This window comes from Streptomyces venezuelae (genome assembly GCF_008642355.1).
In the GTDB taxonomy this organism is placed as follows: Bacteria; Actinomycetota; Actinomycetes; order Streptomycetales; family Streptomycetaceae; genus Streptomyces; species Streptomyces venezuelae_B.
Map to the genome: position 1 here is coordinate 1,428,705 of NZ_CP029193.1, position 20,821 is coordinate 1,449,525.

Here is a 20,821-nt window from a genome sequence, read left to right on the forward strand (position 1 = left end):
GGGGTGGCGGTCTCTATGCCACCCCGCCCTTCCCCTCCCCCCTGATCCGCGCATGCAGATGCATGTCATGCCACCCGTCCTCGTGCAGCAGCGCGCTCCGCTTCGTGCCCTCCACCGCGAACCCCGTCTTCAGGGCCACGCGGCACGACGCCTCGTTCGCCGTGGAGTGGGTCAGTTCCAGACGGTGCAGGCCCACCTCGTCGAACGCCCACGTCGAGAGCGCCTCGACGGCTCGGGGGGCGATGCGGCGGCCGCGGGCCGACGGCATCGTCCAGTACGCGACCTCCGCCTGGCCGTCCGCGAGGACGATGCAGCGCAGCGCGACCCGGCCCACCACCTCGTCGGTCCCGGCGTCCGCGATCGCCCAGTACGCGTCGCGCTCGTCCGCCCACGCCTTGCGCCAGCCCTCTATCCAGCCGCGCACCTCGCTCTCCGAGTCGGCCACGCGCGCGTGCCAGCGCTGTATAACGGGGTCCTGGAACGCCTCGTACACCGCGGGCACGTCGGAGGTCGACCAGGGGCGCAGAACCAGGCCGCCGGGGGCGGGCAGCGTCGGCTGCGCGCGGCGGGCCAGGGTGCCGGCCGCGACGATGTCGGAGATCTTGAAAGGCATGGGCGCATCGTGTCAGCGGGGACACGGGCGACGGCAGTGGTTTTCCGGGGCGCACATGAGCCTGCCGGGCCGAAGCCCGCGCGCCCCGCACACCCGCCCGCCCCCGAAGATCCACGAACACCCCAAGCACCCCCGCCCGCACCCCCCGTGACCTGCGACGCCCCGTACGCTGACCCTCTGATGAGACGTAAGCGCCGCCTGCCGCCCGCCCCGCTCCCCCAGCGCGACGGCATCGACCCCGTCCGGGTCGCCCTGCCGGCCGACGGGGCGTGGCCGACCGTGCGCGCCTACCTGGTGGAGCGGCTCCCGGTCGGGTCCGGCGTCGTCGACGCCATGGTGCGGGACGGCCGGTTCGTCGGCGCGGACGGGGGACCGGTCACCCCCGACACCCCCTACCTGCCGGGCGCCTCCGTCTGGTTCCACCGGGACCTCCCCGCCGAGGTCCCCGTCCCCTTCGCCCTCGACGTCGTCCACCGCGACGAGCACATCGTCGTCGTGGACAAGCCGCACTTCCTGGCGACGATGCCCCGCGGCAGCCACGTCACGCAGACGGCACTCGCCCGGCTCCGCACGGACCTCGGCATCCCGACGCTCGGCGCCGCCCACCGCCTGGACCGGCTGACCGCCGGGCTGCTCCTGTTCACGGTGCGGCCCGAGGAACGCGGCGCGTACCAGACGCTGTTCCGGGACCGCCGCGTGCGCAAGGAGTACGAGGCCGTGGCCCCGTACGACCCCGACGTCGCGCTGCCCCGCACCGTCCGCAGCCACATCGTGAAGGAGCCCGGGATCATCGCCGCGTACGAGGTGGGGGGCGCCGAGCCCAACAGCGAGAGCCGGATCGAACTCGTCGAGCACCGCGCCGGCCTCGGCCGCTACCGCCTGACCCCGCACACCGGCCGCACCCACCAACTCCGCGTCCACATGAACGCGTTGGGCCTGCCGATCCTCGGCGACCCCCTCTATCCGGTGGTGGCCGGGCCCGTGCCGCCGGGCGATTTCCGGCGGCCCCTGCAACTCCTGGCGCGCGTCCTGGAGTTCACGGACCCGGTCACGGGCGCCGCCCACCGCTTCACCAGCGGACGCACCCTGGAGGCCTGGGAGGCGTACGACACCTGGGCGCGGCAGTAGCCGCACTCAGTAGCCGCGCCACCAGATGAGGAAGCGCTGCCATGCCCCCTTGGGCCGGACGGTCTCGGGAGCCGGGTCCTGGACTGCCGCCGGTGACGGCGGGGCGGCCGGGACGGCGGGCGCCGCAGGGCGCGGTGCCGGGGACGACACGTGCCAGTCCCTGCGCGGGGGCGGCAGCTGCGCAGAGGGGCGGGCCGTGACGTCCTGCGGCGGGCGCGGCGCGAACTTGACCGGCAGCTCCACGAGGTGCCGCGACATGATGGACGACGTCCACCGCAGATCCCGCTCGTCGATGGAGAGTTCGACGTCGGGCAGACGCATCAGGAGCGCGTCGACGCCGGTGTCGGCGATGGCGCGGCCGATGTCCTGACCCGGGCACTCGTGCGGGCCGCCGCTGAACGCCAGGTGCGACCGGTTGCCCTGCATGTTGGCGGCGAGATCGGGCCGGACGACGGGGTCGACGTTGCCCGGCGCGATGCCCATGATCAGGCCGTCGCCCGCGCGGATGCGCTGACCGCCGAGCTGGGTGTCCTGCTTCGCGAAGTAGCCGACCATCGCGCTGAACGGCGGTTCGTCCCACAGGGACTGCTCGACCGCCTCGGGAACCGTCATCTGCCCGCCGCTGAGCTGCGCCCTGAAACGCGGGTCGGTGAGGACCATCCGCACGACGTTCGCGATGAGGTTGGCGGTGGCCTCGTACGCGGCGATGAGCACGAGGCGCAGGTGCGCGCCGACCTCGTCGTCGGTGAGCTGCGCGGGGTGGGCGATGAGGCTGCTGGTGAAGTCCTCCTCGGGGTTGGCGCGGCGCCGCGCCACCAGCCCCATCAGGACCTCCATCACGTACGCGTTGCTCGCGATGGCGGTCTCGGTGCCCTTGATCATGTCGCGGGCGGACTGCACCATCCGTTCGTTGTACTCCTCGGGCATGCCGAGGACGTGGCACATCACCATCATCGGCAGGTGCTCGGCGAACTGGCTGACGAGGTCGGCGTGGCCGTTCTGGCAGAAGTCGTTGAGCAGTTGGTTCGTGTAGCGGTTGATGTGGCGGCGGATGCCGCGGTGGTCGATGCCCGACATGGCGCCGGTGACCGCGCCGCGCAGCCGCTGGTGCTCGTCGCCCTCGACGAAGCTGCACATCGGCTGCCAGGTGAAGACGGGTGCGAGCGGGTGGTCGGGACCCGCGGTGCCGTCCCGCACGGCGCGCCAGGTGCGCGAGTCGCGGGTGAACTGCGAGGGCGTGCGGACCATGTGGAGGTTCTCGCTGTGGCCGAGCACGACCCACATCGGGACGTCGTTGTGGATCAGCACGGGCGCGACCGGGCCGTGCTCGGCGCGGAGCTTCTCGTACAGGCCCGCGAGGTCGGCGTCCGCCTCCGGGCCGTAGATGCGGCGCAGACCTCCGGGGCCGAGGCCGTGGGCGGGACAGCCGGGGGGTGCGGCACCGAGGTCGTCGGTGCCGGCCCAGGGGGAAGGGGGAGGGGTCGTCACGGTCGTCGCTCCGGGTTTGGCTGAGGAGGGGGCGGGCTGAGCAGGGTGCGGTGGCTGGACAGGGGTGGGGGCACGGTCAGACGCGGGCCACGGTCAGGGAGTGCAGGTAGCGCATGAGCGTCATCAGGACGTCCCGGCTGGACTCCTTGCGGCGGGCGTCGCACGCCATGATCGGGACGATCTCCTCCAGGTCGAGGGCCCTGCGCAGGGTCTCGACCGGGTGGTGGGGCGCGTCCGGGAAGTCGTTGACGGCGACGACGAACGGCACACCGCGCTCCTCCAGGCGGCCGATGACGTCGAAGCTGACCTCCAGGCGGCGCGTGTCGATGAGCACGACCGCGCCGAGCGCCCCTTCGAAGAGGCCGTTCCACAGGAACCAGAAGCGTTCCTGGCCGGGGGTGCCGAAGAGGTAGAGGACGAGCTCCTCGGAGATGCTGATGCGACCGAAGTCCATCGCCACGGTGGTGGCCGTCTTGGACTCGGAGCCGTAGTTGTCGTCGACGCCGATGCCCGCCTGGGTCATCGTCTCCTCGGTGGTCAGCGGGCGGATCTCGCTCACCGAGCCGACCATCGTCGTCTTGCCGACCCCGAACCCGCCCACGATCACGACCTTCACGGCGGCCGCGGCCGTGTGCGGCAGGACGTCCTCGCTGCGGGGGCCGGTGATGGTGTCCGTGTTCCTAGAGTTTCTGAAGTCCATGCATCACCGCTTCGAGGAGGGATCGGTCGGGGAGCGCGGAGCGGACGATGGGGGCGCGCGCCTGCACGAGCTCGGTCGCGAGTAACTCCGTCAGGACGACGGTCACGACGGAGAACGGCAGCGCCATGTACGCCGACAGCTCGGCGACGGACAGCGGCGTGGTGCACAGCCGCAGTACCGCCGAGTGTTCCGGCTGCGCCGTCGGGGACGCCTCGCCCTGCGCGACGATCAGGGTGACGAGGTCGAGCGGCGCGCGCTCGGAGTCCTCGCCCGTGAGGATGTACAGCCGCTCCGGGTTCTCGGGGCTGCGCCGCTCCCGCTGGGGAGGCGCCCCGTCCTGCGGCGGGACATCGCCCTGTTGCGGGCCGCGTGGGGAGTCTTGCGGAGGAGTCATACGGCCTGCCCGTCACGCCGGGGCGGGCTGGTCAGATGCGCCCCGATGCGTACCACGAGGTCACGCATGCGGGTGCCGATGAGGCCCGCGTCGACGGTCTCGTCGGCGAGCACGGCGAGGTAGGCGCCCGCGCCCGCGGCCATCAGGTAGAAGTAGCCGCCGTTGATCTCGATGATGACCATCTTCATGCCGCCGTCGCTGTGCGGGATCTCGGTGGCGACGGCTGCGGCGAGACTCTGCAGGCCCGCGCAGGCGGCGGCGATGCGGTCGGCCGCGTCGGGGTCGCCGCCGTAGCGCGCGATGCGCAGGCCGTCCGCCGAGAGCACCACGATCTGCCGGGTCTGCGGCACTCCGTCGGCGAGCTCCTTCAGCATCCAGTCGAAGTTGGCGCGTTGCTGGATCACTGCCAGTCCCTCTCGTCGGCGCTGCCGTGGTTGTTCTGCGGGGGCACCGGACCGGGCTCGTCCGGCTGGTCCGCGCCGGGATCACCCTTGACGCCCTTCATGAACGCCTCGATCCACAGGCCCGGTTCGGGTTCCTGCCGCTTGGGCGGTGCGGGGGGCGACGCGGTGGCCGCGGCGTGGGCCTCGGCGATGCGCTGGGCCTCGGCCTCCTGCGCGTACCGCTCGGCGAGGGAGATCTTGACGCGGCTGCGGCGCTGCGGCAGGCCTCCCTCCGTCCATTCGGTGACCTCGGGCACGTCGTCCTGCATGGTCGCGGTGAGCGGGGAGCGCAGCGGCGGGCCCGCGGTGACGACGCGGGGCTTCTTGCGGCGGATGTTGCGGGCGGGTTCCTCGATGGTGCGTCCGGCGTTGTCGACGCGCGGCACGGCGGAGGCGCCGATGCCGTGGGCGAGGCCGGGCGCGGGCCCGGTGGTCATCATCTCGCGCGGCACGATGAGCACCGCGCGGACACCGCCGTACGCGGACTGCCGCAGGGAGACCTGGAGGTTGTACATCTGGGAGAGGCGTCCGACGACGGCCATGCCGAGGCGGGGCGTCTCACCGAGGTCGTTGAGGTCGATGCCGGCCTGGGCCTGCGCCAGCATGCGTTCGGCGCGGGCCCGCGCCTCCTCGCTGAGGCTGACGCCGCCGTCCTCGATCTCGACGGCGATGCCGGTCTGCACCTCGACGGCGGTGACGTGCACCTTGGTCTGCGGGGGCGAGTACCGGGTGGCGTTGTCGAGGAGTTCGGCGCAGGCGTGGATGAGCGGTTCGACGGACGTGCCGAGGATGGCGACGTCGGCGATGGAGTGCAGTTCCACGCGGGGGTAGTCGAGGATGCGGGACATCGCGCCGCGCAGCACGCTGAACAGGGGCACGGGCTTGGGCCACTGGCGGCCCGGTCGTGCGCCGCCGAGCACCGTGATGGAGTCGGCGAGCCGGCCGATCAGAGCGGTGCCGTGGTCGATGCGCAGCAGGTCGTCGAAGACCTCGGGGTTGCGTCCGTGGAACTCCTCCATCTCACGGAGCTCCGCGGCCTGCTGGTGGACGATCGACTGGACGCGCCGGGCGATGTTGACGAAGGCGCGCTGCGCGGATTCGCGCATCGCTTCCTCGTTGTCGAGGATTTCGAGGATGGACCGCAGCAAGTCGCGTTGCGAGGCGGGGAGGTCGCTGTAGACCTCGTTTTTGTCGACGACGTTGCGGACGACATCCGCGGGCGTTTCGCCCTGCCGGAGCCGCCAGAGCGCGTCGGGCAGGAGCTCCGCGCCCAGGCGCACGGTCTCGTCGTCGTGGGCGGCGATGCGCCGTTCGAGGAAGGCGAGCCGCTGTGCGTACTGCGCGCGTTGCCCCCGGATGGTCCGGCCGCGGCGCACCGCTTCGGCGCCGACCGCGATGACCATGAGGGTCGCGACGGCGCCGCACCAGGTGACGGCGGGCCGGGCCGGCGGCGTCACCGAGGCGACGGCGGCTCCGGTCGCGGCCGCCATCAGCATGGCGGGCAGCAACAGCACGCGCGCGTAAGGGACTTCTCGGCCACCGGGAGGCGATTGAACACTCACCATGTATGCCCTCTGAACACTCGTCTTGGGGGAATGTGATGTCTTGGGGATGACAGAACATAGGGGGAATGACGAAACGAACGATCGAAAGATTTGGGAACAAGCGCGCGAATCCGTCGCAACTCGTTCAACTCGCCGCGCTCCGGGCGAGCTTAGTCCGCCGAAATCATCGCCGAGTCACATTCGGCAACCCTCTGCAAAGGGCCCGCCAAGAGGCATACACTCTGCCCTTTTGCACAGGTGGCAATCGTTCGAACACAGGCAGTGACGCCTCGAAAACGTCGTAAAACACCGAACGGGCGCGCCCCACGACCGAGTTGGTCGAGGAACGCGCCCGCGGCGCGACGAAGATCCGGCTCAGCCCACCGAGCTGTACGCCACCACGCCCCGCAGAAGCTGATCGACGGCCTTGCGGGCGTTCTTCGCGACCGTGCTCCCCTCGCGCGGAGCCGCGGCCGAGATCTGCCCGAGGACATCGATGACCTGCTTGCACCAGCGCACGAAGTCACCGGCCGGCATCTCCGCCTCGCGCAGCACCTCGTCCAGGCCCTTGTCATTGGCCCACATGTACGCCGCCCAGGCGAAGCCGAGGTCGGGCTCCCGCTGGCCGACCCCCTCCGTCTGACTGATCTTGAACTCTTCCTCGAGGCCGTCGAGCCGGCCCCAGATGCGCACCATCTCACCCAGCGCCGCCTTCGCCGCGCCGGACGGCAGCTTGGGCGCCAGCGCGTCGTCGCCGACCCGCGCCTCGTACACCAACGCCGAGACACACGCGGCCAGTTCGGCCGGGCTCAGGCCCTCCCACACCCCCGCCCGCAGGCACTCGCTGGCCAGCAGGTCCAGCTCCCCGTACAACCGGGCGAGCCGCTTGCCGTGCTCGGTGACCTCGTCGCCCCGCAGATAGTCGAGCTCGGTGAGGAGCGCGACGATCCGGTCGAAGGTGCGGGCGATCGTGTTCGTGCGCCCCTCGATGCGGCGCTCCAGCTGCGCGGTGTCGCGCTTGAGGCGGTGGTACCGCTCGGCCCAGCGCGCGTGGTCCTCGCGCTCGTCGCAGCCGTGGCAGGGGTGCGCGCGCAGTTCCGCGCGCAGGCGGGCGATCTCCTGGTCGTCGGCGGCCGTCGCACGGCCCTTGCGGTGCCGGTCCGGGACGATGTGCCCGGCCTTGGTGCGCAACGCGGACGCCAGGTCCCTGCGGGACTGCGGGGAGCGCGCGTTGAACGACTTGGGGATGCGCATCCGCTCCAGCGCCTCGACCGGCACCGGGAAGTCCATGGCCGCGAGCCGCTTGACCTGCCGCTCGGCCGTGAGCACCAGCGGCCGCGGCCCGTCGACGTGGTCGAACCCGCGGTGACCGTTGGCCCGCCCGGCCGGCAGCCCCGGGTCCAGGACGAGCGCCAGGCCCGCGTACTTCCCCGTGGGCACGTGGATGACGTCCCCCGGCTTCAGCTTCTCCAGGGCGGCGGCAGCGGCGGCCCTGCGCTGCGCTGCGCCCTGCTTGGCCAGCTCGTTCTCGCGGTCCTTCAGCTCGCGGCGCAGCCGCGCGTACTCGTCGAAGTCGCCCAGGTGGCAGGTCATGGAGGCCTTGTAGCCCTCGAGCCCCGCTTCGTTCTTCTGCACCTGACGGGAGATGCCGACGACCGACTTGTCGGCCTGGAACTGCGCGAACGACGTCTCCAGGAGCTCGCGCGAGCGGTGCCGCCCGAACTGCTCGACCAGGTTCACCGCCATGTTGTACGACGGCTTGAAGCTGGACCGCAGCGGGTACGTGCGCGTCCCGGCGAGACCCGCCAGGTGCTCGGGGCTCATGGCACGCTGCCAGAGCACCACCGCGTGCCCCTCCACGTCGATGCCGCGGCGCCCGGCACGGCCCGTCAACTGCGTGTACTCACCCGGGGTGATGTCGGCGTGCTGCTCGCCGTTCCACTTGACGAGCTTCTCCAGCACCACGCTGCGCGCGGGCATGTTGATGCCGAGTGCGAGGGTCTCGGTGGCGAAGACCGCCTTGACCAGGCCGCGCACGAAGAGCTCCTCGACGACCTCCTTGAAGGTCGGCAGCATGCCCGCGTGGTGCGCCGCGATGCCGCGCTCCAGACCCTCCAGCCATTCGTAGTAGCCGAGGACGTGGAGGTCCTCGTTCGGGATGGAGGACGTGCGGTCCTCGACGATCCCGCGGACCGTCATCCGCGCCTCGTCGTCGTTCAGCCTGAGCCCCGCGTACAGACACTGCTGGACCGCGGCCTCACAGCCCGCCCGGCTGAAGATGAACGTGATGGCGGGCAGCAGGCCCTCCGCGTCGAGCCGCTCGATGACCTCGGGCCGGCCCGGCGTCCAGATCCGCGACCGCTGCCTGCGCTCCCGCTCGCGGTCGGCCTCACGGATCATCTTGCCCTTGCGGCGGTCACGCGGGTTGTACGACCGGCTGGCCTCCATCCGCGCCATGCGCGTCAGGTCCGGGTTGACCGCCTTCTTCTGGCCCTCGCCCTCCTCGAAGAGGTCGTACATCCGGCGCCCTGCCAGCACGTGCTGGAACAGCGGCACGGGCCGGTGCTCGGAGACGATCACCTCGGTGTCGCCGCGGACCGTGTCGAGCCAGTCGCCGAACTCCTCCGCGTTCGACACCGTCGCCGACAGGGAGACCAGCGTCACCGACTCCTGGAGGTGGATGATCACTTCCTCCCAGACGGCGCCGCGGAAGCGGTCGGAGAGGTAGTGCACCTCGTCCATGACCACATAGCCGAGGTTCAGCAACGACTGCGAGCCCGAATACAGCATGTTCCGCAGGACTTCGGTGGTCATGACGACCACCGGGGCGTCACTGTTGACGCTGTTGTCGCCGGTGAGCAGGCCCACCTTGTCCGCGCCGTACCGCTTGGCGAGGTCGGAGTACTTCTGGTTGGAGAGCGCCTTGATCGGCGTGGTGTAGAAACACTTCTTGCCCTGCAGCAGGGCGAGGTGCACGGCGAACTCGCCGACGATCGTCTTGCCCGATCCCGTGGGGGCGGCCACGAGCACGCCCTTGCCCGCCTCCAGCGCCTGGCACGCCTCGATCTGGAAGGGGTCGAGGCCGAATTCGTACATCTCGCGGAAGGACGCGAGTGCGGTGGCCTGCTCGGCAGCGCGCTTGCGCGCCGCCGCGTACCGCTCGGCCGGTGAGAGGTCCTCTGTCATCGTGCTTTCGAGACTACCGGCCACCACTGACAACAGACGATCATTATCGGAACAGGGGTGGAACGCGCCAGCTCACGCGGCGTGCGCCGCGGCGCTCACGGCCCGAGGACGCGCACGGCTCCGGGCACGCACTCCGCGGTCAGCGGCAGCGCGCCGAGCGGTTCCCCGTCCGCGTATCCGGTGATGCCCGGGGCGGCGAGCTCGACCCGGGCCGCCCGGTGCACGGTGACCTTCGGGTGGTCCAGGTGCGTTCCCTTGTAGACCTTGGGGAAGACCTTGAGGAGCGTCGTGCGGCTGCAGTCGCCGACCACGGTGACGTCGAAGAGACCGTCGCTCATGTCGGCCCCGGCGCAGATCCGCATGCCGCCGCCGTACGAGGTTCCGTTGCCGACCGCGACGAGCGTCGCCTCGACCTCGTGGACGGCGCCGCCGTCCAGGGTGATGCGGTACGGGACGGGACGGAACGCCGCGAGCTCCACGACCATCGCCAGGTCGTACTTGAAGCGCCCCGTGGGCCATCGCATCCGGTTGCCGCGGTCGTTGACCCGCGAGTCGAAGCCGGAGGCGAGCACGGTCCCGAACCACGTCCCGCCGACCCTCCCCAGGTCGACGTCGCGCGTGCGTGCCCCCTTCAGCGCCTCGGCGACGAGCTCCCCCGCGGCGGCCGGCTCGCGCACGGGCAGGCCGAGGGCCCGCGCGAAGTCGTTGCCGGTCCCCACGGCGATCACGCCCAGCGGGGTGCGCGTCCCGGCGACGGCCTGCAGCGCGAGGCTCGCCATGCCGTCGCCGCCGACGGCTATGAGCGCCCCCGTGCCGCCCTCCACGGCGGCACGGGCCCGCCGCAGCGCGTCGGGGGCGTCCTCACCGATGACCGTGCGCACGGAGAAGCCGCGGGCCCGCAGAGCGGAAGCGGCCGGCTGCGCCGCGTGGGCGCCCCGGCCGCGGCCCGCGGTGGGATTGACGAAGAGAGTGATCTCGCTGGTCACTAGGGGTCCCCCCGGACGGAGTTTGAGGGAGGACCCTAGCAACGTCAGGTCACGTCGTCGAAACCGTTCACCCGCTGATCGTTCCGTCCGGTGCCCGCCTGCTCGGGCAGCGCCCGGGGCGGCCGTACCGCTTCGACGTCGCCGACGGCCTGCGGTGTCAGGTCGAGGTCGGACGCCTCGTCGTCGTCGAGCTCGGCGTCGGGGTCGTTGCGGCGGCGGCGACTGTCGTTGAGGAACGAAATGCCGACCGCGATGAAGTACAGGACGACGATCGGACCCGCGAGCGCGATCATGCCCACCGGGTCGGTCGTCGGGGTCGCCACCGCGCCGAAGATGAAGACACCCATGACGACGCCGCGCCACCAGGTGAGCATGCGGCGGCCGGTCACGATGCCCGTCATGTTGAGCATCACCAGCAACAACGGGAGCTCGAACGAGGCGCCGAAGACCAGGACCATCCTGACCGTGAAGTCGAGGATCTTGTCCATCGGCAGCAGGTTCGCCGCGCCGTCGGGTGTGATGCCGAGCAGCACGCGCATGCTGACGGGGAGGATCGTGTACGCGAGCCAGGCGCCTCCGAAGAAGAGCGGCACGGCGGCGGACACGAACCAGTACGTGTACTTGCGCTCGTTCTTGTGCAGACCGGGCGCGACGAACGCCCACAGCTGGTACAGCCAGATCGGGCTGGAGACGATTATGCCGACCATGAGGCTGACCTTCACCGTGGTGGTGAAGGGCGAGAGCAGGTCGTTGAAGGTCACGGTCGCGCAGTGGCCACCGGTCTCCTTCATGCCGGGCTCGCAGCGCGGCACGGGGTCAGCCAGGAACTCCATCAGTTCCTGGCTGTAGAACGCCGCCACGATCGACACGACCGTGATGGCGAGGAGCCCCTTGGCGAGCCGGTTGCGGAGCTCGCGAAGGTGCTCCGCGAGGGACATCCGCCCCTCGGGGTCCTTCTCCTTCTTGCGGGCAGACTTGAGCAACCCACGTCCTCATCTCGTGCGGCAGGCCGGCCGTCGGCGCCGGCCCTGGATCAGCGCTGCGTCGTACGGTCGGTCGGCTCGGTGACCGGGCGCGAGCTGGTCACGTCGCCGGGGGCAGCCTGGATCGTGCGCTTCTGGACGGCCGGGTCGCTCGGCGGGTCGGCCGGGGCGGCGGTGTCGTCCTTGCTCTCGGACTTCATGGCCTTGGCCTCGCTCTTGAGGATGCGGGCCGACTTGCCGAGGGAGCGCGCCATGTCGGGCAGCTTCTTCGCACCGAAGAGCAGGACGATGACGACGAGGATGAGGATGATCTCGGTGGGGCCGAGCCTACCCATAGCTGTTTACCTTCTTCACCGAGGCGACAGGAGTCTGGTTGCTCGGCAGACCGGACATATATCCGATCTCCCGCGCATGGCAGCGATCGTAACCCCCCGGGGTAAACGCTCGGCAATCCCCGCGCATACTCCGAGTACGGCCCCCGCCTCGATCCCGGGCCGTCTTCGCAGCGTACCCGTCCACCTCCGGGAGCCGACAGGCCGCGGACGCTAAAGAGCCCCGCGGCCCGCACGGGCCACACCGGCCGCTGCCTTCTCCAGGTCCTCCGCCGCCCGGTTGATCTGCCGTGTGGTCTCGGTCACTTGACTAGCGAGACGCTGCGCCTCCACAAACACCTTGATCGCCAGTACGCCGAGGACGGCGAGGCCCAAGAAGCCCGCCGCGATCGCGAGCATCGCCCAGAACATGCGCCGAGCCTAGACGGTCGAGTGCAGGCGCAGTGTCCGCACCCCGCCACCGGTGAGGAGTTCGACGATCCGCTCGCCCGCGGGCTTGCGCACCGCGGCCTCGCACTCCGGGCACGTGAACGAGTAGAAGGTGGTGCGGGCGCTCGCACCGATGGCGAGGCGCAGCGCGCCGGCGGACAACTCGAAGCGGGCACGGCAGTCGGGGCAGGCGGCCGTGAAGAGGACGGGGGCGGGACCGGACCGCTGCGGCTGCGACGGCACCCCCGGAAGTCCGGACATCGTCGGTGTGCTCAACGTCCCGCCTCCTGACCGTCGCGTTCCTCGTACGCCGCGAGTTCCCGCTCGTACGCGTCGAGGGCCTCACGGGCCGCCTCCCGCGCGCTGTCGGCGAGCTGGGCTGGCGACACGATCCGCCCGTCCCTGCCGAGCCGCAGCGCGAGGCGCCGCAGCGAGGCCGGGTCGGGAGTGCGCAGCGTGATCCGCAGGCCGCCGTCGGGCAGTTCCTCGGCGCTGTCGTGCGGGTAGTACTCGGCGACCCAGCGGCCGCCGGGTCCCACCTCGACGACGACCTCCGGGTCCTCGGCGGCGGGCTGCACCAGCCCTTCGGAGAGGTCGCGCAGCTCCACCTCGGGCGGCGCGGACGGCTCGTCGAGGATCTTGATCTCGGCGACCCGGTCCAGGCGGAAGGTGCGCCGCGCCTCGGAGCGGCGGCACCACGCCTCTACGTAGGTGTGGCCGACGCTGACCAGGCGGATGGGGTCGATCTCCCGCTCGGTGAGCTCGTCGCGCGCCGGCGAGTAGTAGCGGATCCAGAGCCTGCGGCGCTCGGAGATGGCCCGGTCGACGTCGGCGAAGACGCCGCCTTCGGACTCGAACGTCACCGACAGGCGGGAGCTGGCGCCCGCCGCCTCGCCGGCCGCGGTCTCCAGCTTCGCGGTGGCACGCAGCAGCGCGAGGCGGTCGCTCTCGCGCAGTCCGGGCAGGGTGGACACCGCGCGGGCGGCGACGAGGAGGGCGGTCGCCTCGTCGGCGGCCAGGCGCAGCGGCGCCGCCACGTCGTCGGGGTTGTGCCACCAGATGCGGTCGCCGTCGGTGTCGATGTCCAGGAGGTCACCGCCGCGGAAGCTCGTCCCGCACAGCGGCAGCACGTCGAGGTCGGAGATCAGCTCGTCCGTGCTGATCCCGAAGGCGCGGGCGACGTCGCCGACGTGCGCCCCGGGGCGCTCCCGCAGATAGGTCACCAGCGACAGCATCCGCCGCGTCTGGTCGATGGCGTTCGAGGCCATTGCTCTGTCCGCTTCCCCTCAGCCCTTGGCCACGGCGCGCAGCCGGTCCACGACGTCGGCCCGCAGTTCGGCGGGCTCCAGGACCACCACGTCGGGCCCGAACTCCACCAGCCACGCGTCGAGGCCGTGGCCGTACGGAATCTCCAGCTCGTCCCACCCGTCGTCGCCCTTCTGCACCGCGACGGCCTTGGCGCGCAGCGGGTACCCGGCGTCCGTGCGCAGCCGGATCAGAGCGGTGCGGTCGGCGGTCTCCCCCGCCCAGCTCGCGACGGTCTCGCGGACCGTGACGACGTCCGGGACATCGGCGGTGTACTTGCCCGCGCGGGCCCGCACCTTCCCGGTGATGCGGGAGAGCCGGAACACGCGTTCGGCGCCCCGGTCCCTGTCCCAGCCCGCCAGGTACCAGTGACCGCGCCAGCACTCCAGCGCCCACGGCTCGACGTGGCGCTGCTCGGGGCGGGCGGCGGTGGCCTTGCGGTAGTCGAAGACGACGGGGCGGCGGTCCCGGCAGGCGAGCATCAGCGGTTCGAAGGACGCCTCGTGCGCGGGGATCCGCGGCTCCAGGGCGCTGTGCCCCCCGTACGGGTCGACGTCCTCGGGCAGTCCCGCGGCGCGCAGCTTCTGCAGGGCGCCGCTGGCGGCACCGGCGAGGCGGGCCTGCTGCCAGACCTTCGCGGCCAGGCCGAGCGCCGCGGCCTCCTCGGCGTCCAGGGTGATGGCGGGCAGGCGGTTGCTGTCGCGGCGGGCGAGATAGCCCACCTCGCCCTCCAGGTTCTCCACGGTCTCGATGACCAGGCCCAGCTCGCGCAGATCGTCCTTGTCGCGCTCGAACATCCGGTTGAAGGAGTCGTCGGACCCCGCCTCCAGATAGGCCTCGATCGACTCACGCAGCTCCCGCTTGCTGAGCGGCCGCCGGGTCCCGAGCAGGCACAGCGCAAGATTCATCAGCCGCTCGGCCTTGGCAATGGCCATCGACGCCCTTTCTCGGCTGTTCAGATTGTGCTTCCGACCGATGACCGTACCGCCCCGGGGTGTCCGGGCAAAAGCCGAGGGCCCATGCCGGACAGGCATGGACCCTCGGCGAAAGGATCAGGTCACAGACGTCCTCAGACGGAGACCAGATCGCAGACGAAGATCAGCGTCTCGCCGGGGGCGATGCGGCCGCCGCCGGCGCCGCGGTCGCCGTACGCGAGGTGGGCCGGGATGGTCAGCTCGCGCCGGCCACCGACCTTCATGCCCTGCACGCCCTGGTCCCAGCCGGAGATGACCTGACCGGCACCGAGCTGGAACTCCAGCGGGTTGCCGCGGTTCCAGCTCGCGTCGAACTCCTCGCCCGTGCTGAAGGCGACGCCCACGTAGTGGACCTTGACGAAGTCGCCCGCCTTGGCGACCGCCCCGTCGCCCTCCCAGATGTCCTTGATCTGAAGGTCGGTCGGCGGCTCGCCGACGGGGAAGTCGACCTCGGGCTTGTCAATGCTCACGAAAATGCTCCTGCTTTGATACGAAAGGTCAGCGCGGACAGTCTTACATCCCTGAGGACGTCACATCTTCGCCAGGATGTCCACGGTGAAGATCAGGGTGGAGTCCTTCTTGATGGAGCTGCCCTGCGGAGGCTGGTCTCCGTACCCCAGCTCCGGCGGGATGACGACGAGGACGCGGCTGCCGACCTTCTTGCCCGTCAGACCCTGCGCCCAGCCCTTGACGACCTGCGCCAGCTGGAACGACGCGAGCTGCTTGCGCTTGTACGAGGAGTCGAACTCCTTGCCGTCGGCCCACAGCACACCCTTGTACTGGCACAGGAGGCTGTCGGTCTCCTTGACCTCGTCGCCGTCGCCCTCAAGGACGTACGACGCGACGAGCTTCTTCGGCGCGGCCGTCTTCGGGACGTCGACGGAGGGGGCCTTGCCGTCGGTGTTCGTGCCGACCTTGGGCAGGTCCTTGTTGGACTGCGCCACCTCCTTGCCCTTCGCGGAGCTGGTCGCGGAGAAGGTGCCCACGAGGTCGACGACGAACACGAGGGTGTCCGAGCCCTTGATGCCGGCCTGCTTGTTGCCCTCCTCGCCGTACCCCATCTTCGGGGGGATGGCGAGCTGCACGCGGCTGTCGAGCTTCTTGCCGACCAGGGCCTGGTCCCAGCCGGGGATGACCTGACCGGTGCCGATCGGGAACACGGTGGGGTTGCCCCGGTCGTACGAGTTGTCGAAGACCTTGCCCGTCGCCCAGATCTGGCCGAGGTAATTGGCCTGCAGGTAGTCGCCCTTGACGACCTCCTTGCCCTTGCCCTCGATGAGGGTCTTCACGGCGAGGTCGGAGGACGGCTTGCCCGAACCCTTGGCGACGGTCGGCTTCTGACCGAACTTCGTGCCCTTCGTGATCTCGGGCAGCGGCCCGTCCACGATCTTCGCGGTCGGCGGCGCCGACGTGGCGTTGGTCGGACTGTCGCTGGGCTTGGTCTTGGCCTTGTCGGCCTTGTCGTCACCACAGCCTGCCAGCGTGAGCAGGCCGGCCGGGACGGCAAGAAGAAGTGAGCGTCGGCGCACGGTGGGGGCCTCGTATCGGTCGATCTTGTGGGTTGGCGTGCGCGCAACTCTACGGCGTGAGAAGGGCGCCGTACGAGGAACGTACGGCGCCCGTGTTGCGTTCCCGCAACGCCACACTGGACGTTGGGGCCACATGGGTCACATCCCGGCGATCAGCTTCTCCACCCGGTCGTCCACGGACCGGAAGGGGTCCTTGCACAACACCGTGCGCTGTGCCTGGTCGTTGAGCTTCAGGTGGACCCAGTCGACCGTGAAGTCACGGCGCTGCTCCTGGGCCCGCCGGATGAAGTCGCCGCGCAGCCGGGCGCGGGTCGTCTGCGGCGGCACCGACTTGCCCTCGAAGATCTTCAAGTCGTTGCAGATCCGCGCCGCTTGCCCCTTCTTCTCCAGGAGGTAGTACAGCCCCCGCCGACGGTGGATGTCGTGGTAGGCGAGGTCTATCTGCGCGACCCGCGGATGCGACATGGTCATGTTGTTCTTCGCCCGGTACCGCTCGATGAGCTTGTACTTCATGACCCAGTCGATCTCGGTGCCGATGCGGTCGAGGTCCTCCGCCTCGATCGCGTCCAGCGTGCGGCCCCACAGCTCCAGGACCTGCTCGACGGTGCCCGTGCGGATACCGCGGCGGTCGACGAAGTCCACCGCCTTCTCGTAGTACTCGCGCTGCACTTCGAGGGCCGAGGCCTCACGGCCACTGGCCAGGCGCACCTTGCGGCGGCCCGTGATGTCGTGCGACACCTCACGGATGGCCCTGATCGGGTTCTCCAGGGTGAGGTCCCGCATGACCGTGCCCGCCTCGATCATGCGCAGCACCAGATCGGTGGCGCCGACCTTCAGGAGCATGGTCGTCTCGGACATGTTCGAGTCACCCACGATGACGTGGAGCCTGCGGTACCGCTCGGCGTCCGCGTGCGGTTCGTCGCGGGTGTTGATGATCGGCCGGGAACGGGTGGTCGCGGAGGACACCCCTTCCCAGATGTGCTCGGCACGCTGGCTCACGCAGTACACGGCGCCGCGCGGAGTCTGCAGCACCTTGCCCGCACCGCACAGCAGCTGCCGCGTGACGAGGAACGGGATGAGGATGTCCGCGAGCCGGGAGAACTCCCCGTGACGGGCCACCAGATAGTTCTCGTGGCACCCGTAGGAGTTTCCCGCCGAATCGGTGTTGTTCTTGAAAAGATAGACGTCGCCCGCGATTCCCTCCTCGTGCAGGCGGCGTTCGGCGTCGACGAGCAGGCCTTCCAGAATGCGCTCGCCCGCTTTGTCGTGGGTGACCAGCTCGGTCACGTTGTCACATTCCGGTGTCGCATATTCCGGATGTGATCCCACGTCAAGATAGAGGCGGGCGCCGTTCCGCAGAAAGACGTTGCTGCTGCGGCCCCATGACACAACACGGCGGAAGAGGTAGCGCGCCACCTCGTCAGGCGACAGACGGCGCTGTCCCCTGAACGTGCACGTGACGCCGTACTCGTTCTCCAGCCCGAAAATGCGGCGGTCCATGTCTGAACATTACGCCTGATGCGGGGTACTGAAACCGGGTTCGGCAGCACCGTTTCGATCATTTTCCGATGAACCCGCAACAACCCCCGATTCTCCGGCCGGTACGAGCACCCGTCCCGTCGCCAACAGGACCACCAGCGCGGCCGCCCCGGCCAGCCCCGGCACCGCGAACCCCCACGCCGTCCCGCCCCACTCGACCACCGGACCCGCCGCCGCCGTCCCCAGCGACGCCCCCACCGTGAACGTCGTCACCAGCCACGAGAACGCCTCCGTCACCGTCCCGCGCGGAGCGTGCCGGTCCACGATGATGAACGCACACGCGAGCGCCGGCGCGAGAAACACCCCGGCGAGCGCCGTCAACGAGGTCATCGCGACCGCCCCCGGAGTGAGGACCAACGGCCAGTAGAAGACCGCCAGCAGCGCCACCAGGACGCTCAGCCGCCGCTCCGGCACACCACTCCACTGCCGCGCCCCGTAGACGGACCCGCCGACCAGCGCACCGAGCCCGAGCGCCGCCATCATCCACCCGTACACCGCGTCGCCGCCGTTCCCGTCCGCGTACGACACCCCCGCCACCGTGATGGAACCCAGCGCCATCCCGATGAACAGGAACGCCCCGAGCAGCGCGAGCAGCCCGCGCGAGCGCAGCGCCCCGAGCCAGTGCGCCTCCCTCGGCGCCGAACGCCACGCGCGCGAGGGCCTCGACACCACTACGGAGAGGGCACCGAGCACACCCACCGCGTTGACGACGAGCAGCGCCGCCCGCTCCGACCACAGCGCCACGCATCCGGTCACCAGCAACGGGCCGACGGTGAACATCACTTCCTGGGCTATCGCGTCCATCGCGTACGCCGTGTGGACCTGCTCCTCCTTGCCGAGGACGCTCGGCCACAGGGCCCGCAGACCACCCTCCAGAGGCGGCGTGAACAGCCCGGCGGCCGCCACCGCCCCATACGCGAGCGCCAGCTGGTCCGGCCCCGTGAAGGCGAACACCGCCATGCCGAGCGCGGAGAGCAGCGCGGCGGGCAGCTGGACGCGCGGCTGCCCGTGCAGGTCGACCAGACGCCCGAGCAGCGGCTGACCGACCGCGTTGGCCACGCCGTACACCGCGGCCAGCGCACCGGCCAGGCTGTACGTGCCGCCCTCCGCCCGGATGAACAGCACGATCGCGATCGCCGCCGTCGCGTTCGGCAACCGGCCCACCAGCGTCCCGGCCAGCAACCGCGTCGCATACCGCGTCCGGAGGATCTCCGCGTATCCCGCAGCCATGCTCTACCGCCCTCCCCCCGCACCGCCGGGCCGGGGTTTTACGTATAACGTCCGGCGTCATACGTACCATGAGCCCAGTCCGCAGGTCCACATCAGAACGGGAGGTGACAGTGGCCGGGCCACTACAGGAAGCCGGGGCCCCACGCCCCACCAGCCGCGACGTCGCCCGCGCGGCCGGCGTCTCCCAAGCCACCGTCTCCCTCGTACTCGGCGACAAATGGCGCGGCCGCGTCGCCGAACCCACCGCCGAACGTGTCCGCACCGCCGCCCGCGAACTCGGCTACCGCCCCAACCTCGCCGCCCGCAACCTCCGCCTGGGCCGCACCCGCACAGCACTGCTCGTCGTCCCCGAACTCACCAACGAGTTCTTCGCCCACGTCTACACCGGAGTCGCCCGCATCGCCGCCCGCCACGGCTTCGGCGTCGTCCTCTACCCCTCCCCCGACGGCATCGGCCCCGCCCGCGACCCCTTCGCCTCCGCCCGCGCCTCCCTCGACGGCGTCCTCGCCTCCTCCATGGCCTCCGACGCCCTCGCCACCATCCGCGGCGACGACCTCCCCCTCGTCATGCTCGACAGCGACCCCGCCGGCAGCCTCGGCGCCGCCACCGTCAACCTCGACCTCGCCGACGGCATGCGCCAGGTCACCGAGCATCTCCTCGCCCTCGGCCACCGCGACTTCCTCCACCTGGCCGCCGACGTCGACTCCTGGACCTTCGACGTCCGCGCCGAAGCGTTCGCCCGCACCCTCCGCGGCACCCGCACCGCCGTACGCCGCGTCGCCGCCCCGCTGAACGTCGAAGGCGCCCGCGCCGTCGCCGAAGCCGCCCTCTCCGGACCCGGACCCCGCCCCACCGCCATCGTCTGCGACGACGACTTCCTCTCCGCCGGCGCCTGCAAAGCCGCGCGACGCCTCGGCCTGCGCGTCCCCGAGGACGTCTCGGTGACAGGCTTCGACGACCTCACCCTGGCGACCGCAGTAGAACCCGAACTGACCACGGTCCGACTCCCCGCCGAACGCTTCGGCGAACGCGCCATGGAGTCCCTGATCGCCGTCCTGGAAGGCCGCGAGCCCGACGCCACCCCGCTCCCCGTCGAACTGGTCGTACGCGGCTCCACGGGCCCCGCGCGCTGACTCAGCACACGAAAAAGCGCCCCGCGCCCCGGCCCAGAGGCCGGAACACGGGGCGCACGCCCGCGCGGACTACTCGACGTCTCCACCCGACTTCGGCGCGGAGCCCGCATCCGTATCGGTCGGCGCGTCCGTCGCACCGCCCTCGTCGAGCAGCCGCGACAACTGACGGCCCACGATCCGCTTGAACTTCCGCTGCTGAGGACGCGTCCGGTCGAGCACCGCGACCTCAAGGCGCTCCGCCGGGATCTCCCGCTCACTGCCGTTGGTGTCCCGGGACAGCGCCTGAACGGCGAGCTTCAACGCCTCCGCCAGCGTCATCCCGTCCCGGTGACGCTGATCGAGATAGCTGCTGATCTGCTCGGCATTGCCACCGACCGCGACCGAACCGTGCTCATCCACGATCGAACCGTCATGCGGCAGGCGATAGATCTGATCGCCGTCGGCCGTGGTGCCGACCTCGGCCACCACCAGCTCCACCTCGTACGGCTTCTCCGCGTTGCTGGAGAAGATCGTGCCGAGCGTCTGCGCGTACACGTTCGCCAGACCACGAGCCGTCACATCGTCACGGTCGTACGTGTAACCGCGAAGATCGGCATACCGCACTCCACCGATCCGCAGATTCTCGTACTCGTTGTACTTACCGGCGGCCGCGAAGCCGATCCGGTCATAGATCTCGCTGAACTTGTGCAGCGCACGGGACGGGTTCTCGCCGACGAACACGATGCCGTCGGCAAACTGCATCACGACAAGGCTGCGGCCACGGGCAATGCCCTTCCGGGCGTATTCCGCCCGATCGGCCATGGCCTGCTGGGGTGAGACATAGAACGGCGTCGACACCGGATCCGTCCCTTTCTGTCAAAAAACTTCAGTCAGTGGCGAATTCGG

21 protein-coding genes are annotated in these 20,821 nt (G+C 70.5%); 2 read left to right on the forward strand and 19 right to left on the reverse strand.

Going from position 1 to position 20,821, the window contains the following annotated elements:
- Positions 1 to 13 precede the first annotated feature (13 nt).
- The gene (locus DEJ47_RS06650; RefSeq protein WP_150165850.1) at positions 14 to 613 is read right to left on the reverse strand and encodes a GNAT family N-acetyltransferase; all 600 of its coding nucleotides are present in this window, start codon (positions 611 to 613) and stop codon (positions 14 to 16) included.
- Positions 614 to 793: 180 nt separating this feature from the next.
- Here DEJ47_RS06650 and DEJ47_RS06655 point away from each other — a divergent pair, with 180 nt between their 5' ends.
- Positions 794 to 1,741, forward strand: coding sequence for an RluA family pseudouridine synthase (locus tag DEJ47_RS06655; RefSeq protein WP_150165852.1), 948 nt, complete (start codon positions 794 to 796; stop codon positions 1,739 to 1,741).
- A gap of 6 nt (positions 1,742 to 1,747) precedes the next feature.
- On the opposite strand, the gene DEJ47_RS06660 is transcribed toward DEJ47_RS06655, so the two are convergent.
- The 17 genes from DEJ47_RS06660 to DEJ47_RS06740 form a co-directional block, all read right to left on the reverse strand.
- Positions 1,748 to 3,229, reverse strand: a complete 1,482-nt coding sequence (locus tag DEJ47_RS06660) for a cytochrome P450 (RefSeq protein WP_150165854.1) — start codon at positions 3,227 to 3,229, stop codon at positions 1,748 to 1,750.
- Between the two features lie 76 nt (positions 3,230 to 3,305).
- Positions 3,306 to 3,929: a GTP-binding protein gene (locus DEJ47_RS06665; RefSeq protein ID WP_150165856.1), complete on the reverse strand. Its 624-nt coding sequence runs from the start codon at positions 3,927 to 3,929 to the stop codon at positions 3,306 to 3,308.
- Positions 3,910 to 4,323: a DUF742 domain-containing protein gene (locus tag DEJ47_RS06670; protein WP_150165858.1), complete on the reverse strand. Its 414-nt coding sequence runs from the start codon at positions 4,321 to 4,323 to the stop codon at positions 3,910 to 3,912. The genes DEJ47_RS06665 and DEJ47_RS06670 overlap by 20 nt, the downstream gene beginning before the upstream one ends.
- On the reverse strand, positions 4,320 to 4,727 hold the full coding sequence (locus DEJ47_RS06675; RefSeq protein WP_055556816.1) for a roadblock/LC7 domain-containing protein: 408 nt from the start codon (positions 4,725 to 4,727) through the stop codon (positions 4,320 to 4,322). Before DEJ47_RS06675 ends, DEJ47_RS06670 begins: the two co-directional genes overlap by 4 nt.
- On the reverse strand, positions 4,724 to 6,331 hold the full coding sequence (locus DEJ47_RS06680; protein WP_202457236.1) for a sensor histidine kinase: 1,608 nt from the start codon (positions 6,329 to 6,331) through the stop codon (positions 4,724 to 4,726). The genes DEJ47_RS06675 and DEJ47_RS06680 overlap by 4 nt, the downstream gene beginning before the upstream one ends.
- A 354-nt stretch (positions 6,332 to 6,685) precedes the next feature.
- Positions 6,686 to 9,496 (reverse strand): DEAD/DEAH box helicase, encoded by a 2,811-nt coding sequence (locus DEJ47_RS06685; RefSeq protein WP_150165862.1) that lies wholly within the window; start codon positions 9,494 to 9,496, stop codon positions 6,686 to 6,688.
- Positions 9,497 to 9,591: 95 nt separating this feature from the next.
- The gene (locus DEJ47_RS06690; RefSeq protein WP_150165864.1) at positions 9,592 to 10,482 is read right to left on the reverse strand and encodes a diacylglycerol kinase; all 891 of its coding nucleotides are present in this window, start codon (positions 10,480 to 10,482) and stop codon (positions 9,592 to 9,594) included.
- 44 nt (positions 10,483 to 10,526) lie between these two features.
- Entirely contained in the window at positions 10,527 to 11,420 is an 894-nt protein-coding gene (gene tatC, locus DEJ47_RS06695) for a twin-arginine translocase subunit TatC (protein WP_150175470.1), read from the reverse strand.
- A 95-nt stretch (positions 11,421 to 11,515) separates the two neighbouring features.
- Positions 11,516 to 11,800, reverse strand: coding sequence for a Sec-independent protein translocase subunit TatA (tatA, locus tag DEJ47_RS06700; RefSeq protein WP_150165866.1), 285 nt, complete (start codon positions 11,798 to 11,800; stop codon positions 11,516 to 11,518).
- Positions 11,801 to 12,010: 210 nt separating this feature from the next.
- Entirely contained in the window at positions 12,011 to 12,208 is a 198-nt protein-coding gene (locus tag DEJ47_RS06705) for a hypothetical protein (protein ID WP_150165868.1), read from the reverse strand.
- A gap of 9 nt (positions 12,209 to 12,217) precedes the next feature.
- Entirely contained in the window at positions 12,218 to 12,487 is a 270-nt protein-coding gene (locus tag DEJ47_RS06710; RefSeq protein ID WP_150175471.1) for a hypothetical protein, read from the reverse strand.
- 11 nt (positions 12,488 to 12,498) lie between these two features.
- Complete coding sequence (locus tag DEJ47_RS06715; RefSeq protein WP_150165870.1) at positions 12,499 to 13,494, reverse strand: helix-turn-helix transcriptional regulator; 996 nt, start codon at positions 13,492 to 13,494, stop codon at positions 12,499 to 12,501.
- 18 nt (positions 13,495 to 13,512) lie between these two features.
- Positions 13,513 to 14,466, reverse strand: coding sequence for a helix-turn-helix transcriptional regulator (locus tag DEJ47_RS06720; RefSeq protein ID WP_150165872.1), 954 nt, complete (start codon positions 14,464 to 14,466; stop codon positions 13,513 to 13,515).
- A 134-nt stretch (positions 14,467 to 14,600) separates the two neighbouring features.
- On the reverse strand, positions 14,601 to 14,975 hold the full coding sequence (locus DEJ47_RS06725; RefSeq protein ID WP_150165874.1) for an FKBP-type peptidyl-prolyl cis-trans isomerase: 375 nt from the start codon (positions 14,973 to 14,975) through the stop codon (positions 14,601 to 14,603).
- 60 nt (positions 14,976 to 15,035) lie between these two features.
- Positions 15,036 to 16,034, reverse strand: a complete 999-nt coding sequence (locus DEJ47_RS06730) for an FKBP-type peptidyl-prolyl cis-trans isomerase (protein WP_150165876.1) — start codon at positions 16,032 to 16,034, stop codon at positions 15,036 to 15,038.
- Between the two features lie 138 nt (positions 16,035 to 16,172).
- The gene (pafA, locus tag DEJ47_RS06735) at positions 16,173 to 17,534 is read right to left on the reverse strand and encodes a Pup--protein ligase (protein ID WP_150165878.1); all 1,362 of its coding nucleotides are present in this window, start codon (positions 17,532 to 17,534) and stop codon (positions 16,173 to 16,175) included.
- 9 nt (positions 17,535 to 17,543) lie between these two features.
- Positions 17,544 to 18,803, reverse strand: a complete 1,260-nt coding sequence (locus tag DEJ47_RS06740; protein ID WP_150165880.1) for an MFS transporter — start codon at positions 18,801 to 18,803, stop codon at positions 17,544 to 17,546.
- 68 nt (positions 18,804 to 18,871) lie between these two features.
- Here DEJ47_RS06740 and DEJ47_RS06745 point away from each other — a divergent pair, with 68 nt between their 5' ends.
- Positions 18,872 to 19,936 (forward strand): LacI family DNA-binding transcriptional regulator, encoded by a 1,065-nt coding sequence (locus DEJ47_RS06745; RefSeq protein WP_150165882.1) that lies wholly within the window; start codon positions 18,872 to 18,874, stop codon positions 19,934 to 19,936.
- A gap of 69 nt (positions 19,937 to 20,005) precedes the next feature.
- On the opposite strand, the gene prcA is transcribed toward DEJ47_RS06745, so the two are convergent.
- Positions 20,006 to 20,773 (reverse strand): proteasome subunit alpha, encoded by a 768-nt coding sequence (gene prcA / locus DEJ47_RS06750; protein WP_150165884.1) that lies wholly within the window; start codon positions 20,771 to 20,773, stop codon positions 20,006 to 20,008.
- Between the last annotated feature and the right edge of the window lie 48 nt (positions 20,774 to 20,821).

Excerpts from the sequence above, each read along its gene's own strand:
- DEJ47_RS06715 (WP_150165870.1), bottom strand. The coding sequence starts at position 13,494 with ATGGCCTCGAACGCCATCGACCAGACGCGGCGGATGCTGTCGCTGGTG.
- DEJ47_RS06650 (WP_150165850.1), bottom strand. The coding sequence starts at position 613 with ATGCCTTTCAAGATCTCCGACATCGTCGCGGCCGGCACCCTGGCCCGC.
- DEJ47_RS06720 (WP_150165872.1), bottom strand. The coding sequence starts at position 14,466 with ATGGCCATTGCCAAGGCCGAGCGGCTGATGAATCTTGCGCTGTGCCTG.
- DEJ47_RS06670 (WP_150165858.1), bottom strand. The coding sequence starts at position 4,323 with ATGACTCCTCCGCAAGACTCCCCACGCGGCCCGCAACAGGGCGATGTC.
- DEJ47_RS06680 (WP_202457236.1), bottom strand. The coding sequence starts at position 6,331 with ATGGTGAGTGTTCAATCGCCTCCCGGTGGCCGAGAAGTCCCTTACGCG.
- DEJ47_RS06745 (WP_150165882.1), top strand. The coding sequence starts at position 18,872 with ATGAGCCCAGTCCGCAGGTCCACATCAGAACGGGAGGTGACAGTGGCC.
- pafA (WP_150165878.1), bottom strand. The coding sequence starts at position 17,534 with ATGGACCGCCGCATTTTCGGGCTGGAGAACGAGTACGGCGTCACGTGC.
- DEJ47_RS06740 (WP_150165880.1), bottom strand. The coding sequence starts at position 18,803 with ATGGCTGCGGGATACGCGGAGATCCTCCGGACGCGGTATGCGACGCGG.
- DEJ47_RS06655 (WP_150165852.1), top strand. The coding sequence starts at position 794 with ATGAGACGTAAGCGCCGCCTGCCGCCCGCCCCGCTCCCCCAGCGCGAC.
- DEJ47_RS06710 (WP_150175471.1), bottom strand. The coding sequence starts at position 12,487 with ATGTCCGGACTTCCGGGGGTGCCGTCGCAGCCGCAGCGGTCCGGTCCC.
- DEJ47_RS06665 (WP_150165856.1), bottom strand. The coding sequence starts at position 3,929 with ATGGACTTCAGAAACTCTAGGAACACGGACACCATCACCGGCCCCCGC.
- tatC (WP_150175470.1), bottom strand. The coding sequence starts at position 11,420 with ATGTCCCTCGCGGAGCACCTTCGCGAGCTCCGCAACCGGCTCGCCAAG.
- DEJ47_RS06685 (WP_150165862.1), bottom strand. The coding sequence starts at position 9,496 with ATGACAGAGGACCTCTCACCGGCCGAGCGGTACGCGGCGGCGCGCAAG.
- DEJ47_RS06705 (WP_150165868.1), bottom strand. The coding sequence starts at position 12,208 with ATGTTCTGGGCGATGCTCGCGATCGCGGCGGGCTTCTTGGGCCTCGCC.
- tatA (WP_150165866.1), bottom strand. The coding sequence starts at position 11,800 with ATGGGTAGGCTCGGCCCCACCGAGATCATCCTCATCCTCGTCGTCATC.